The organism is Acetatifactor muris, from assembly GCF_024623325.1.
Lineage (GTDB): Bacteria > Bacillota > Clostridia > Lachnospirales > Lachnospiraceae > Acetatifactor > Acetatifactor muris.
On the sequence record NZ_JANJZD010000014.1, the window covers coordinates 40,804 to 56,495 of the forward strand.

Genomic DNA, 15,692 nt, shown 5'->3' on the forward strand with positions numbered 1-15,692 from the left:
GAAAGATATTCCTCTGAAAAAAAAGTATAGATTTTCTGTTTTCTGTGTTATACTGTAGAAGCAGTAAATTGGCAAATACGCAAAAGCTGCCGAATACGGCGGCTTCAGGAGGACACATATGCTGGAATTACAAAATCTCTGTTTTCAGGTATCCGATGATGCCGACACACAGAAAGAGATTATCAGAGACGTAAGCCTGACCTTTGAAGATCATGCTTTCATCGCCATAACAGGCCCCAACGGCGGCGGCAAATCCACGCTGGCAAAATTGATTATGGGCATGGAACGGCCCACATCGGGCAGAATTCTATATAATGGCAGGGATATTACGCAGATGAACATAACGGAAAGAGCCGGTCTGGGCATCAGTTTCGCCTTTCAGCAGCCGGTACGTTTTAAGGGGATCAAGGTAAGCGATCTGATCCGGCTGGCCGCAGGAGAAAAAATACAGTTTCCCTCTATCTGCGATTATCTGTCAAAAGTAGGCCTTTGCGCCAGGGACTATGTGAATCGGGATGTGGATGCCAGCCTCTCCGGCGGCGAATTGAAGCGAATTGAAATCGCAACCATCATTGCCCGCAACACCCCTTTATCCGTTTTTGACGAACCGGAAGCGGGCATCGATCTCTGGAGCTTCAACAATCTGATTCAGGTCTTCGAAGAGATGCATCGGGAAACGGAGAATTCTCTGATCATTATCTCTCATCAGGAGAGGATTCTGAATATAGCGGACGAAATCGTGGTGCTGGCGGAAGGGGCTGTGCAGGCCAGAGGACAGCGAAAAGATATCCTGCCCGAGCTGCTGAAAGGTACGGAAAGCTGTAAATATTTTCAGCGGTAACCAAATCAAAAAATCTGAGAAATGAGGAAATCATTATGGACGAGATACAGAAAAATCTGCTGGAGCAGGTGGCAGGCCTGCATGAAATGCCTGCCGGCGCCTACAATATCCGCGCCGACGGAAAAAGCGTGGACCGCGCTACCACCGCACATATTGATATCGTGACCAAAACGGATAAATCGGGGATTGATATCATCATCAAGCCCGGTACCAGAAAGGAAAGTGTACACATCCCCGTGGTTTTAAGCCAGAGCGGGCTGACAGAAATGGTTTATAACGATTTCTATGTAGGGGACGATTGCGATGTGACCATTGTAGCCGGGTGCGGCATTCATAACAGCGGTGACAGCGACAGCCGCCATGACGGGCTTCACAGCTTTTATATAGGTAAAAATTCCCATGTGAAATACGTGGAAAAGCACTATGGCACCGGCGGCGGCAGAGGCGGGCGCATCATGAATCCCGAGACAAAGGTGGAACTGGGGGAGAACAGTTTCATGGAAATGGAGACCGTACAGATTAAAGGTGTGGATTCCACCAAAAGGTTTACCGGTGCAAAGCTGGCGGACGGGGCCAGACTTGTGGTCACAGAAAAGCTGATGACCCACGGCAGTCAGACTGCGGAGACTTCCTTCCAGGTAGACCTGGAGGGAGCGGAATCCAGTGCGAATATCATCTCCCGCTCCGTGGCGAGAGATGATTCCAGACAGATTTTTTATTCCAAAATCAACGGAAATAACCGCTGCAAAGGACATTCCGAATGCGATGGCATCATTATGGACAGCGCCAAAATCAGCGCAGTTCCCGAGATAACCGCCAATCATCTGGACGCGGAACTGATTCACGAAGCCGCCATCGGCAAGATCGCCGGCGATCAGATCATTAAGCTGATGACGCTGGGCCTGACGGAGGCGGAAGCCGAAGCACAGATTGTCAATGGATTTTTAAAGTAATCTCTGCAGACTGTTTTATAACGGCAACCATTCAGCGCCCTGTCTGAACTGTTACTTATAACGAATAATTTAATACCCTCCGGGACAAGATAGTACAAACTATCTGTACCCGAAGGGTATTTTGCATTATAAAACATTTTAAGAAATGGAGAACTTGTATGCCGGACAAAATGAAAAAAATACAGCGTATAACTCAGACCATGGACGGCAATCAGGCAGCCGCCCATGTTGCCTATGCCTACAGCGAAACGGCCGCCATTTACCCCATCACGCCCTCCTCTCCCATGGCGGAGCTCTGTGATGAGTGGGCCGGCGCCGGCAGAAAAAATATATACGGCCTGACACCTGTCATCTCTCAGCTGCAGTCGGAAGCAGGCGCGGCCGGAGCAGTACACGGCGCACTGCTGGCCGGCTCTCTGGCCGTGACTTTCACAGCCTCTCAGGGACTGCTGCTCATGCTGCCCAACTTATACCGAATCGCCGGAGAATTGCTCCCCGGCGTGGTTCATGTGGCAGCCAGAACCATCGCCACCCATGCGCTCTCCATCTTCGGAGACCATTCCGACGTCTATGCCTGCCGGCAGACGGGAATGGCCATTTTCTCGGAGAGCAGCGTTCAGGAGGTCATGGACCTTTCCCCTGCGGCTCATCTGGCAGCCGTGGAAGGCCGAATTCCCTTTCTCAACTTTTTCGACGGTTTCCGCACTTCCCATGAGCTCCACAAGATACAGGTATGGGACTATGAAACCCTGAAAGAAATGCTGGACAGGAACGCCGTGGAACGGTTCCGCACCGGCTCTCTTCACCCTTCACACGGAAAGGTATATGGATCGGCCCAGAATCCCGACATTTTCTTTCAGGCCAGGGAAGCATCCAATCCCTGCTACCAGGCACTGCCGGAAATCGTGGAACGACAGCTTACCAAAATCAACAGTCGTCTGGGTACTCATTACGGACTCTTCGACTATTACGGCGCTCCGGAAGCGGAACATGTCATCATAGCCATGGGGAGCGTCTGCGAAACCATAAAAGAATACATTGACAGTGTACCTGATCACAGGTATGGGCTCATCGTTGTCCATCTCTATCGCCCCTTCAGCGGCAGACATCTGGTGGAAAAGCTGCCGGGAAGTGTGCGGCAGATCACAGTGCTGGACCGCACCAAAGAACCAGGTGCTCCCGGAGAACCTCTGTATCTGGACGTGGTCGCGGCGCTGACCGGGTGCGGCATTCCCGTCTCCGGTACAGTGCAGACAAAGGCGGCGGCCTCCTGTATCCGCATTTTCTCGGGCCGTTACGGCCTGAGCTCCAAGGATACTACTCCCGCTCAGATTGCAGCCGTCTATGAAAATCACAGCCAGACACCTTTCACGGTGGGGATCCTGGACGACGTCACGCACCTGTCTCTCAACGTTCCTGACCTTCAGGACACAGCCCCCGCGGATATTATCTCCTGCAAATTCTGGGGACTGGGCGGAGACGGCACTGTCAGCGCCACCAAAAATGCTGTGAAAATCATCGGCAGTCACACGGATATGACAATCCAGGGATATTTTGAATACGATTCCAAGAAATCGAGAGGCCTGACCATCTCTCACCTGCGTTTCGGGAAGAGTCCTGTCCGCAGTGCCTACCTGATTCACAGGGCTGATTTCGTGGCCTGCCATAACCCTGTCTATCTGCATAAATACCAAATGGTTCAGGAGCTGAAAGACGGCGGTACTTTCCTGCTGAATTATCATTTCCGCCAAACTGCATCCCGGCTGCAGCGGGACCGGGAACAAAGCGCAGCGACGAAAGGGGCAACGGAACAGGCAACAGAACAGATAAGGGAGTTGGAATCCTACCTGCCCAAGTCCATGAAAGCCTATCTGGCAGAACATCACATCCGTCTCTTTGTCATCGATGCGTTGGGTATAGGCAAAGAAATCGGATTGAACAGCAAAATCAGCACCATTCTCCAGGCGGCCTTTTTTGCAGTATCCGGACTTCTGGAATCTGAAAAGGCAAAACAGTGGATGGTGGAAGCGGCGGAGAAAAGTTACGGAAGAAGCGGCGGAAATATCCTGGAAATGAACAGACAGGCCATTGAGCGCGGACTCACTGAAGTAATTGAAGTCAAAGTGCCGGAGGGCTGGAGGCATTCTGCAGACGACCCGGACGCAGCAGCCGCTCTGGATAATACCCCTCTGCCAGACCGGCCGGAAATGATGGATTTCGTCCGTCACATCCAGCAGCCGGTTACTGACCAGAGGGGCGACAGCCTTCCCGTATCCGCCTTCCTTCCCTATGCTGACGGCTACACGCCGCCCGGAAGTACGGCCCATGAAAGACGGGGTGTGGCCACGGAGATTCCCGTCTGGAAACCGGAAAACTGTATCCAGTGCACCCGCTGTTCCTATGTCTGCCCCCATGCGGTAATCCGCCCTGCGGCACTGACCGAAGAACAGCTTGCCGACGCCCCGGAAGGTATGAAAAGCCTTCCCATGTTCGGAATGGAGGGCTATTCCTTTGCCATTACTGTCTCCCGCACCGACTGTACCGGCTGCGGCACCTGCGCCGCAATCTGCCCGGGCAGGCCGAAGAAGCCCGGAGAAGAACCATCCAAGGCTCTGGAAATGGTACCTGTAACCAAACTGGAAGACGGGGAAGATTCCTCCGACGCACAGGCTGTCTTCGACTATTGTAAGCCTCTCCTTCCCTGTAAAGAAGCCGCAGACAAATTCCGTCCGGACACCTTAAAGGGAAGCCAGTTCCTGCGCCCTCTCCTGGAATTTTCGGGGGCCTGCGCCGGCTGTGGAGAAACCGCCTATGTGAAACTGCTGACCCAGCTTTTCGGCAGTCGGATGTATATTGCCAACGCCACAGGCTGCAGTTCCATCTGGGGGAATTCCGCACCCTCCTGCGCATACGCGCTGGACGGACAGGGACATGGTCCCGCCTGGTCCAATTCCCTGTTCGAGGACGCGGCAGAATTCGGTTACGGTATGCTGATGGCCAGGGAAGCGGCGGACAGGCGCAGTGCGGACGGCCACAGAGATACGCTCACCATCCAGTGGATAGTGGGCGGAGACGGATGGGCTTACGACATTGGATTCAGCGGCCTGGACCATGTGCTGGCAAGCGGCAAAAACATCAATATCCTGGTCCTTGACACAGAAGTCTACTCCAACACCGGCGGTCAGGCATCCAAGGCGACGCCCATTGGTTCCACGGCTAAATTCGCCGTGGGCGGCAAGCAGACCGCTAAAAAAGATCTGGCATCCATGGCCATGACTTACGGCAATGTGTATGTGGCGCAAGTCGCTCTGGGCGCGGACCTGAACCAGACCATACGCGCCATTACGGAGGCCGCGGCCTACCCGGGCCCCTCCCTGGTTATTGCCTATGCCACCTGTATCGCCCACGGTATCCGCGCGGGAATGGGCAGCACACCTCACGAGGCGAAAAAGGCCGTGGACGCAGGCTATTTCCATCTCTTCCGCTTTCATCCGGCACTGCGGGAACAGAACAAAAATCCCTTTATACTGGACAGCGGAGAGCCAAAGCTTGACTATAATGAATTTCTGGAGGGCGAAATCCGCTATGGCGCGCTGAAACGCAGCCGTCCCGAAGAAGCGGAGGCACTGTTCCGGAAGGCTGCGGCACAGGCTAAGAAGAAATATCAATATCTGAAGGGCCTGGAGGCACTGTATGCACCTGAACCTGGAGAAAGCCCGGATGCACAGCAGCATTTATAAAAATTCAAAATCGGGTTCCCACCCTTTTCTTTGTCCGGATATCTGACGGGGCCGCCTTTATGGCGGCTCCGTTCCATCACACGGAAATAAACGGCAGAATCAGCCGGGAGGGATATTCCGCAGTGTGGAAAATCTTCTGATGAGCCACTTTCATCTCCGTCTCGTATCCGATTCTTCCTCCTGTGTTCAGGTTCCTGTCCGCATCCGGGTAAAGGCTGCTGGTGACATCCAGTCTCAGTCGATAGCCGGCCTGCAGTTTCATGGCAATATTTCCCACTTCAATATGGAATAAGGTCACTTCCCCGGGAGTTAAGAACTCCGCCTTTTCACCGTTGCGAAATCTGGCACGGACAAGATAACATCCGATGCTGTAAGCCCTTTCGTCGGGATGTACCACGCTGACCTTACATACAAAATCGGTGTCGGCGGCATCGGAGGAAGCATACAGTTCCACCTTCAGAGGCCCTGTTATCTCCACAGTCTCCCGGAAGGCTTCCGTGGTATAGACCAGCACATCTTCCCTTGCCTCCAGAGGGCGCTGATCCTGAATCAGATATCTTCCCGGATCCGGGCTGGCGCTGGGACAGGGATTGGAAGGATCATACAGATACTGATCACAGGGTTCCTCCTTCGGCGCAGTCTCCGACAGGACACCGTTTCCGTTTAAGGTATTGGCATGGCCTTTGCTGTGCAGGTAGTAGGACACATATTTTGTTCTGGCCAGCGGCCATTCGTATTCGTCACGCCACACATTGTCCCCCAGGATGAAAAGCTTTATAGGTGCGCCTTCCACATAGGGCGTGGTCTTCCCTTTCAGCCAGCAGTCGAACCAGTCTCTGAACACTTCGGTAATTCCGAAGGCATCCCCGGAACCTTCCGGTCCGAAATCCACCCCGTCGATGACGCCGGGCAGCCTGTCCCCGTGATTCCAGGGCCCCACAATCAGCTTACTGTGGTTTCTGCAGTTCTCCGAGCCGCCCTCCGTCCGAAATTTCATGTAATTATAGATGGTTTTATCCCGGAGGAAATCATACCAGCCGGTCAGATTCAGGCAGGGCACCTGCACCTGATCGAAAGCGTCCGCTCTGCCGATTTTCTTCAGATATTCCGGATTGTCAATATTCTCAAGCAGCTTTCCCTGGAAATCCAGACCGGGAACGCCAGGCACATTCGCCGCCGGCATATCCTTGATGGGAAGCCACATCAGCTGCTCGTCCATATTCCTGCCGCAGGCCTCCATCTGCTCTTTGGCCTCCTGGGAAAGGGCTCCCGGATAGAACTTTTCCCTGCCCAGCGCTTCTCCGTACACCCAGCCGAAAAGCACGCTGGAAAAGACGCCGAAGGAGTAAAGGGCTGGAAACTTGGTCCACGATGTCTGAAAGGGACAGATGGCTTTCAGATGGGGCGGGTTCGCCTGAGCCGCCGCCAGCTGAGAGTAGCCATGATAGGACTCTCCCACCATTCCTACATTGCCGTCGCACCATTCCTGGGCCGCAACCCATTCCACAGTGTCGTAACCGTCCTCAATCTGGCTGCCTGCCGGGTCCAGAATTCCCTCCGAGCAGCCGCTGCCCCGCACATCCTGAATCACCACATTGTATCCGTAACCGGCAAGCTTCAGTGCATGGACATAACCGTCCACAATGTGACAGTTATCCTCCTTATGATAAGGTGTCCGGTTTAATATCGCCGGATATTTCTCATCGTCATCCGGCCGATAGACATCCGCATACAATATGGTCCCGTCCCGCATGGGTACCGGCAGGTCATACCAGATTCTCACATTACCTCTTTTTTCCATTTTCCATTCCTCACTTTTCTGTAAATATACAGTCATTCACAAAACGACGCAATCCGCACAAAACCGCACTCTTTCTTTCCTGTCTCTGACAGATCGGAAAACGTGCTCTACTCCACCTTACAATTCTGACTTTGTAGGAACCATTGTCCGGACAGTTACATCTTCCTTACGGCGCACAGAATTTCCACACCGCCTTCGCCTCCAGCGGCGGCACATCAAATCCGCCTACCTTCTGCTGGATAGAGCGTATTGTAATCTCTTCTTCTCCAAAATGGAATTCCAGCTCCCTGGTCCGGCAGTTTTCCAGCCATCGGATGTCCAGTGTCAGGATACTTTCCTCTCTCCAGCGTGCAGACAGCACCGCCGCCGTCATTGGAATCTTTCCCTTCACCTCATTGGCACAGCCTCTGCCTTCCATGCCTGCCTGCACCAGATGCTTTCCACTGGCGCTTTCCACCTCCAGCACAAGCAATCCCTCTCTGGGAAAGCGGAACGTAAAGGCATGAGCATAATCATGATATTCCTCGTTGAAAATGTCCCCCACATCCTCCGGGAAAAAGGCCGCTTTTCCTTCCTGTATCTCACACCGTTTTCCCTCTATTTTCTCCTGCCAGGGAGAAAATCCGGAACAGGGCGGCACCGGCAGAGACAGCTTTCTGCAGAAATTCCGCAGGTTCTCTGTCTCCTGTTCATCCTCAGGCAGACTGTCCGGATATTCCTTCTGTCCGAAAGCAAACAATGCATCTGTCATCTTCTGATTGGCCTCCGGCGTGGATACCGTCTGATGCAGAGAGATGACCATATCGTTCTCCGGGAATCCCACCGCCAGCTGCCCCATGGCGCCATCGGCATAAAAGCTGTTATCCCGAATCCACATCATGCCGCCGTATCCTCTGTGATGTTCTGCGTCCGTGGGATTCTGCATGTGGGTGGCGAACTCCACCCAGGCCGGAGAGAGAATCTGTTCTCCCTCCCATTTCCCCTTTTGAACATAAAGCTGCATCAGCCTGGCATTATCCAGGGTGGTAGTAATGATTCCGCCGCTTCCGTTCTGAGAACCGTCCGGATGATTCAGCCATCCCACCCTGTCCTCACTGATCCCCAGCTTCCGGAACAGTCTGGGTGTCAGATACTCCTTCAGTCCCAGTCCTGTCTTCCGGGTAATGCAGGCCCCCACCATGGAGCACGCAATGCTGTTGTAATAAAATGCTGTGCCCGGCTCATGAATGATGGGAATCCGGAAAAACTCTCTGATCCATTCAGAAGACTTTACGGAAGGCATGGTCTCCATTCCCGACGCCATTGTCAGGATATGCCGCACTTTCATCTGTCCCCAGTAAGGACCCGCACAGCCATCCGCACATTCCGGGAAAATGTCTGTCAGCCTGTCCTCCAGCGACAGCAGTCCCTCCTTTTCCGCAATGCCGTACGCGGTCCCCGTAACGGTCTTCGTCAATGACTGACCACCGTGGGGAATGTCCTGGGCAAAGGGCTGCCACCAGCCTTTTGCCGCAATCTGTCCATGCCGCAGAATCGCAAAACCGTGCATCTCCGTTCCGGAGGCTTCCAAATCTCTCACAAACTGTATAATGTCACGGCTTTTTATCCCCACAGATTCCGGTGTCACTTCCGGTAATTCTCTTCTCTCCATATGTACTCCCCTTTCCTCGATATCATTTTCTTTTCCGTATCCTCTTCCGCTCTTAACATCATCTTCCATTTTTCCTGTGTTGCTTTCCTCTCAGCGTCAACTTCTCTTTTCTCTGTCCCATGTTCCCTCCCGGCACCATCTTTCTCTCGGTATCGTTTTGATTTTCCGGCATAGACTTCCCTTTCCCTGCTGCCATCTTCCCTTTCTCAGTATTACTTCCTTTTTCCCAGAATAGACTTTCCTTTCTCCGGTGTGGCCTTCCCTTTCCTGTTACTGCCTTCTCCTTCCCTGCTGTCGTCCTCCTCTTCCCCGATGCGGACTTCCCTTCTACCACATTCACCGGCACAGTTCGGACAAAAACGTCAGACCGTGCCGGTTTATGTTTTGTTTATTTGCGGCTTTCAACGTATTCCTTCACCTGTTTCTTGTAGTCCGCTATGATCTCATCGATTCCCGCCTCTTTACACTTCCGGATAAACTCATCCAGTTTGGCTTCCGTATCGTCCTGGTAGATTCCGAAGCAGAAGGAGAAACGATATTCGTTGAACAGCGCATTCAGCACCGCAAGCTCTGCTTCATACTGTGTTCCATTATAGCTGAATCCACTCACAGGAAAGTTATCCATCGAGACCTCCGCCGCCAGGTATTTATCCTGATATTTCTGCAGGTCCTCATCAATTTTGGCGGAAGGATCGTCGTTATTCTGAATCCAGTACAGCCATCCGCCCCAGGGATACGCCTCTGCCCTGGGCCCCAGGTCCCGGGTATTGGTCTCTTTATCCAGAATATAATGCTCTCCTTCAATCCCCCCCAGAAGGAGCATATGCACCTCCTCGTCATACTTCATGCAGTCCAGAACCACCGCGGAGCGCTCCATTTTCTTAGAGGACACCGGGAAACAGGTGGTATAGCCGTAATAGCCGCCTCTCATGCTCACGCTCTTGTCATCAAAGGAGCAATCCAGATAGACTACCTCTTTTCCACGCTCCTTCATAGTCTGCCGAAGCGTACTGGCTCCGTAAGGATCCGATCCCATGACTGCGGATTTCCCCTCCGCGAAATTGTCATTCAGCATGGTACCGTTGGCCATCACATTGGCAGGAAAGATACCAGCCTTGTTCCATTTGGCCATTTTCAGCACGAAATCCCTGTAATTCTGTGTTCCCGCAAACCATTCCAGCTTGTCTGGGTCAAAGGCCTCGTCTGTCTCCAGTTTATTATAGTCATAGTTGTACAACATCCAAGTAATATTGCCTGCATCCATGCCGAAGGTATGATGTCCCAGAAGATCGCTGTCCAGAGGATAGGAATTCTGCGGGTTAAAGGCAAAGAGTCCTTCATTGTCCCCGGCAGCCACCGCAAGCATGTATTCCTCCAGGTCATCCATGCTTTTAATATCCTCCGCCTTGAATCCGTATTTATCCAGCAAATCCTGTGTGGTCACATAGCCGTTCCCGCCCAGCCAGGAGGCTGCAGGGGGAATTCCGTAAATCTTCCCGTCAAAAGTGGCTGTCTCCCAGGATTCTTCCGGCTGATACTGATAGGTCAGCGGCATCCAGGTCTTCACGAACTCCATATCAAAGGGAATGTACGCTTCGCTTCTCACATAATCCGCAAAGCCTGTCCAGGAAGCGGCATAGATCATATCCACATCCTCGTCCCCTGCCAGGAACACATTGTATTTTGCCTGAAAATCCGACCAGGGAATATGTACAAAGTTCACGGTTGTGTTGGTCTTTTCTTCTATCAGTGCAACCGCCTTCTGAGTGACGCTCTCCCAGTCTGTTCCCAATGCACCTACCACATAGCAGTTTACCGTCTCATGTTCGGACAGGTCAAGGTTTGCCCAGGGATTGTCCGGGTCCGCCTGTCCTTCCTGCTCATTGCTGTCTCCGGAGCTCTCCACATTCTCACTGCCGGCATTTGCGGCACTTTCCTGGCTTCCCGCCGACGAAGGACCTCCTCCCCCTTCCCGGTCGCCGCATCCTGCCGCGGACAATACCAGCATTCCGGCCAATAGTGCCCCTGTCATCTGTTTCCATACAGCCTTCTTTCTCATTTTGACCTCCTATCCTTTCACGGCTCCCACCGTAAGTCCTTTTACGAAATGCCTCTGTATCACCGGATACAGGAATATAATCGGCCCCGTAACCACACAGGTCATCGCCATTTTCATCCCTGCCTGAGGGACAGTTTCATACATCACAACATCCATTTCTCCCTTCGCCACAAGCTGCTTCAGTGCTTCTATGCTGCTGAGCATCTCCTGCAGGAAGTACTGCAGACTCTGCATATCCTTATTGGTAATAAACAGCATGGAGTTATACCAGTCATTCCAGTATGCCAGCGCTGAAAACAATCCCAACGTCGCTGTCAGCGGCTTGGACAGCGGCATCATCAGCCGGATATAAATCCAGAAATCATCAGCGCCATCCATTTTAGCGGACTCCACGATGTCAAAAGGAATACTTTTCATAAAGTTTTTGGAAATGATCATATTCCACACGGAAAATGCCATTGGCATTATCATCCCCAGATAATTGTTCTTAAAGCCCAGGTATTTGGTACACAGAATATACCAGGGTACCATTCCGCCGCTGAACAGCGTGGTGAAGAAGAAAAACAGGGCAAACGTATTTCTCCAGGGAAAATCCCTTCTGGCCAGAACATACCCCGTCATGGTAGCCAGGACAATGGACAGACATGTTCCCACTGTTGTGACAAAAATCGTGTTTCGATAGGAATATAGAATTCTGGCAGGATTCCGGAAAACCCATCTGTAGGAATCCAGTGAAAATTCCGAAGGGAGCAGCCGATACCCTTCTCTCAGCAGCGCCGATTCGGACGCAAAAGAAGAAATCAGAATCAGGTAAAAGGGGATCATGCAGGCCATTCCGAACAGAAACACCAACGAATATCCCATCACGCTGAAAACCACTCTGTCCGGGGACATTTTGATTTCTGTTTTCTGTCTTGGGGACTTTCCCATTTTTTCATGTGTCATCATACCTGCGCCTCCTGATTCTTTGTTTCGGTTGAGCCAGTTTTTTCAACTCTGTTTTCCTGCTCAGCTCTTAAGGACTACCTGACTTGTTTTTGGATTCGGCCGAAGCCTTTTTCAGCTCAGTTTTTTATAGATTGTCTGCCATTACCGTCTGGTTTCGGTTGAGTCCGCTTTTCAACCTGGTTTTTCATGGATTACCCGACGCTGCCTTTGGATTTCGTATCTGCCCTCACGGTATTCGGCTATCAGCAGAGGATAAACCAACAGGGCCGGTATCAGAACAGCGAATACTCCGGATCATATTTCCTGACCATCCAGTTGGCGACCAGAATGGTGAAGAAACAGAGGATTGACTGATAAAAGCCTGCCGCGCTTGCCATACCCAGATTACTGCTGGACACCATTGCCCGATAAATGTACAGGTCCAGAATATCTCCCACCTCCAGCAGTACACTGTTGTTCCCGATCAGCTGATAGAACATGCCGAAATCTCCCCGGAAGATATTGCCGACGGCCAGCAAGGTCATAATGATAATGGTAGGTTTCAGACTGGGAATGGTGATATAGCGTATTCTCTGCCAGATATTTGCCCCGTCAATCTCCGCCGCATCCACAATCTCCTGATCCATTCCCGTTATGGCCGCCAGATAGACAATGGAGCCATAGCCTGTCTGTTTCCATGCCTTGAAGAATACCAGCAGAAAAGGCCAGGGCGCCGCGTTCACATAGATGTTGAATCTCTCCATACCCAGATTCTGCAGCAGGTTGTTGATAATCCCGGAATCGTATCCGAAAATGGCATCCACAATGGCGATCACCACCACCCAGGATATAAAAAAGGGAAGAAACATAAAGGACTGAAACACTTTCTTAAACCATTTGCTGCCCAGCTCATTGACAATGATGGCGAATCCAACCTCCAAAATGATTCCCACAGTAATAAACGCTATATTGTACAACAATGTATTGCGCATCAGCGTCCACAGCTTGTCCGAGATAAAGAGAAACCGAAAGTTTTCCAGGCCGCACCAGGGACTTCCAAGGAACCCTTTGGTGAAGCTGAATCTCTTGAAAGCCACAATGATTCCGCCCATGGGAATATAGGAAAAAATAATAACATACACAACTGCCGGAAGCAGCATCAGGAGCAGAATCTTATTCTTCCGAACCTTTTTTGCAAAATTTTTGATAACCCTCACCTCCCGTTCCCCGGCTTTACATAGACACTTCTGAAACCGGTCAGATTATAATTGTGAGTTCTGGGGTAGGTAAGCCCCACAAAGAAGATTCCCGCATGATCCAGCGCCCGATATCCCCCGCCGCATAAGGGCAGGCATTCCCCACCGGACTTTATCCAACGCCAGCCGTCATACCCCTCTTTCTCCTCCGGGTACAACATCAGAGAATACAGCAGCTCGGGTATCTGAAGTCCTGCCTCCGCCCTTATATTTCCAAATGCACAGTTCCCTGTGGCATCCTTTCCTGTCTGTCCTCCGGCTGTCAGGAGAATTCCATCCTCGCCGCAAGTATATTTCAAGGCGCCTGGGACACCGGGCTCCGCCAGCTCTCCCTCCGGTGTAATGCTTCTCCAGTACCAGCAGTCTTCTCCCATGGTACAGTCTTCCTGCATCCACATTCCATCCGGTATCACCTGGATCTCTCCGTCCACAAGACGCAGCCCTGCATCCCATTCATTCAGATTTCCCGTCAGGTCATAGATTCCGTCTCTGCCGCCATTATGAGACCAGGTGACCGGACCGGATCCTGTCCGCACCACACCTTCCTCCTCCGATTCCCCATGCTCTTCTCTGTACAGGTAATCCACACCGTTATCACTGTTCCCATGAGGGAAAAAGCCTTTCCTTCTCGTTTCCAGAGCAAGTGCCGCCCGCAGCGCAAAGGGAGTCAGATTCCATCCGGCTCCTTTGCCCCGACAGGCCTGCAGAGCCTGTTCAAAATTGATTCCATATGCCGGGGTTCTCAGTGGCAGTGAATATCCTCTGCCGTCGATCAGAACATTCTGGAATTTGGAAATATATATTTCCTCCTGCATCACTCCTTTGGAGTAGAATGCCAGATGTATGGCCTCCGACCCTTTTTCCAGCAAGTCGCTGTTTCTGCACGCGGCAATCCTGACCATAACGGAAGGAAGACCCCAGTCATCCACAATCACTGTATTGCTTCCTCCGGACAGTGTCTCCACCGCCGCCCGAAAGTCCCGTAAATGTGCTTCTTTCCAGGATTTTCCCGGGTTCTCTCCGGCTAATGCCTCTTCCAGTCTTCTGTTTATTTCTGCACAGGCTTCTCGCTTCTCCATGGTTTCCTTTCTGTCTTGCAAATATTCTGTTTGTATTCTTTTTATGTTTTGTTCTGCTGTTGTATATTATTATAGATAGATTTCGGCTCTGCGCGTAACATATTAGATGATTTTGATAAACATATGGAACATATTTTACTTTTTTTGTCTGAATTCTATAATTACAGAAGTAACTTCTGCACAGTTACATTTTTCTTGCGTCGGATGAAAGCTGAATTTGCTGTGCCCTTTCTGTACTATAAAATTTTAACATTAGTTCAGCGCCTGCCTGTATGTATCCAGGCAAAAATAATTGACATTCAAAAACGTTCCAAGCTGTGCTACAATGAGAAAAACGAAGAGTACTATTAGATGAGGATTTCACGATGCTGCGAAGAAATGATCTGCCTTTTTATATGGAAATGACTGCCTGCGATACACTTCGTGACCGGCACAATCTGCCAGGTCAGGATACAGATACGGAAAACCAACTCCTCTATGTGGCAAACGGGTCCTGCTATGTGAAGGTTTCTGACAGGACAATCAAGGCGGCCTATCGAAGCATAGTCTATTTTCACCGATATGTGAAATACGATCTGGAGATTCCCTCCGGCGAAAACAATCTGGTCTATCGCCTGCATTTCCGGCCCTCTCAGAATTCTGCTCATCTGGATCTGGATACATTGTGTCAGAACAACGATATAATAGACGGTTTTATGAATTATAGAAATCGTTACTGTATCCTTTATGATCAGGAAAATACTTCCTCCACCATAAACGAACTGATTCGGGAATTCCATGCCCCCTCGCCCCAGAAAGATATCATGATGACGGCACTTCTCACAGTTTTATATATCAAGATGTCCCGGACCTTTTTCACAAAACGGAAAGCGGCCGGAATCCATTATATCAGCGAGGCCAAAAAATACATTGCCGAACACAGCAGTGAACCCCTGACCATTCAACAGATCGCCGGTGCCGTTGGAGTCAGCCGCTCTCACCTGGAGTCGCTGTTCTCCAAATACGCCGGCCGCAGAATCACCACCCATATCAATACAGTGCGGGCTGACAGAGCCGCCGCCCTGCTGACCCTGACCCGGAAGGATATTCTGGAAGTAGCGCTGGAGGTGGGCTATGAGAACCGCCAGCATTTCGCGCGGGAGTTCCGGCGGCGTCATGGGATTTCCCCCAGTCAGTACCGGAAGCTATATGGCACGATTGGGGGCGATGGGGCGGGGTAATGAGGAACTCAGGGATGAATATGGAAATTATTTTGAAAAGGATTCTTATGGACTGCCCGGCATATTGCGACAGTTATATGCGCAGAGCGGAAAGCGCTTTGTATTTATTATTGACGAAAGGGATTGTGTCTTTCGCATTGCAAAAGAAAAAAGGAACAGTATTCC

The 15,692-nt window shown here is 51.3% G+C and carries 10 protein-coding genes; 4 read left to right on the forward strand and 6 right to left on the reverse strand.

Going from position 1 to position 15,692, the window contains the following annotated elements:
- The first annotated feature begins 118 nt into the window (after positions 1-118).
- From NSB25_RS14415 to NSB25_RS14425, 3 genes are all read left to right on the forward strand, one after another.
- The gene (locus NSB25_RS14415) at positions 119-841 is read left to right on the forward strand and encodes an ABC transporter ATP-binding protein (protein ID WP_103238944.1); all 723 of its coding nucleotides are present in this window, start codon (positions 119-121) and stop codon (positions 839-841) included.
- Between the two features lie 35 nt (positions 842-876).
- Positions 877-1,794 carry a SufB/SufD family protein gene (locus NSB25_RS14420; RefSeq protein ID WP_103238945.1) on the forward strand — a complete coding sequence of 306 codons (918 nt, stop codon included), beginning with the start codon at positions 877-879 and terminating at the stop codon, positions 1,792-1,794.
- Positions 1,795-1,973: 179 nt separating this feature from the next.
- Positions 1,974-5,534, forward strand: coding sequence for a 2-oxoacid:acceptor oxidoreductase family protein (locus NSB25_RS14425; RefSeq protein ID WP_103239106.1), 3,561 nt, complete (start codon positions 1,974-1,976; stop codon positions 5,532-5,534).
- A gap of 76 nt (positions 5,535-5,610) precedes the next feature.
- Here the strand turns inward: NSB25_RS14425 and NSB25_RS14430 are convergent, their stop codons facing one another.
- From NSB25_RS14430 to NSB25_RS14455, 6 genes are all read right to left on the reverse strand, one after another.
- Positions 5,611-7,335, reverse strand: coding sequence for a CocE/NonD family hydrolase (locus NSB25_RS14430; RefSeq protein WP_172455020.1), 1,725 nt, complete (start codon positions 7,333-7,335; stop codon positions 5,611-5,613).
- A 166-nt stretch (positions 7,336-7,501) separates the two neighbouring features.
- Positions 7,502-9,055, reverse strand: coding sequence for a serine hydrolase domain-containing protein (locus tag NSB25_RS14435; RefSeq protein WP_103238947.1), 1,554 nt, complete (start codon positions 9,053-9,055; stop codon positions 7,502-7,504).
- 319 nt (positions 9,056-9,374) lie between these two features.
- On the reverse strand, positions 9,375-11,045 hold the full coding sequence (locus tag NSB25_RS14440) for a DUF3502 domain-containing protein (RefSeq protein ID WP_103238949.1): 1,671 nt from the start codon (positions 11,043-11,045) through the stop codon (positions 9,375-9,377).
- 9 nt (positions 11,046-11,054) lie between these two features.
- On the reverse strand, positions 11,055-11,993 hold the full coding sequence (locus tag NSB25_RS14445; RefSeq protein ID WP_242982358.1) for a carbohydrate ABC transporter permease: 939 nt from the start codon (positions 11,991-11,993) through the stop codon (positions 11,055-11,057).
- Positions 11,994-12,265: 272 nt separating this feature from the next.
- A complete protein-coding gene (locus tag NSB25_RS14450; protein ID WP_330406076.1) occupies positions 12,266-13,189 on the reverse strand; it encodes an ABC transporter permease in 924 nt (307 codons plus the stop codon).
- Positions 13,186-14,307, reverse strand: a complete 1,122-nt coding sequence (locus NSB25_RS14455; protein WP_103238950.1) for a hypothetical protein — start codon at positions 14,305-14,307, stop codon at positions 13,186-13,188. The genes NSB25_RS14450 and NSB25_RS14455 overlap by 4 nt, the downstream gene beginning before the upstream one ends.
- A 365-nt stretch (positions 14,308-14,672) precedes the next feature.
- Between NSB25_RS14455 and NSB25_RS14460 the strand changes: the two genes are divergently transcribed.
- On the forward strand, positions 14,673-15,527 hold the full coding sequence (locus tag NSB25_RS14460; protein ID WP_103238952.1) for a helix-turn-helix transcriptional regulator: 855 nt from the start codon (positions 14,673-14,675) through the stop codon (positions 15,525-15,527).
- The last annotated feature ends 165 nt before the right edge of the window (positions 15,528-15,692 follow it).

What these genes read in the sequence shown, in the direction of transcription:
- NSB25_RS14415 (WP_103238944.1), top strand. Translation starts at nt 119, where the DNA reads ATGCTGGAATTACAAAATCTCTGTTTTCAGGTATCCGATGATGCCGAC.
- NSB25_RS14420 (WP_103238945.1), top strand. Translation starts at nt 877, where the DNA reads ATGGACGAGATACAGAAAAATCTGCTGGAGCAGGTGGCAGGCCTGCAT.
- NSB25_RS14430 (WP_172455020.1), bottom strand. Translation starts at nt 7,335, where the DNA reads ATGGAAAAAAGAGGTAATGTGAGAATCTGGTATGACCTGCCGGTACCC.
- NSB25_RS14435 (WP_103238947.1), bottom strand. Translation starts at nt 9,055, where the DNA reads ATGGAAGATGATGTTAAGAGCGGAAGAGGATACGGAAAAGAAAATGAT.
- NSB25_RS14440 (WP_103238949.1), bottom strand. Translation starts at nt 11,045, where the DNA reads ATGAGAAAGAAGGCTGTATGGAAACAGATGACAGGGGCACTATTGGCC.
- NSB25_RS14445 (WP_242982358.1), bottom strand. Translation starts at nt 11,993, where the DNA reads ATGATGACACATGAAAAAATGGGAAAGTCCCCAAGACAGAAAACAGAA.
- NSB25_RS14455 (WP_103238950.1), bottom strand. Translation starts at nt 14,307, where the DNA reads ATGGAGAAGCGAGAAGCCTGTGCAGAAATAAACAGAAGACTGGAAGAG.
- NSB25_RS14460 (WP_103238952.1), top strand. Translation starts at nt 14,673, where the DNA reads ATGCTGCGAAGAAATGATCTGCCTTTTTATATGGAAATGACTGCCTGC.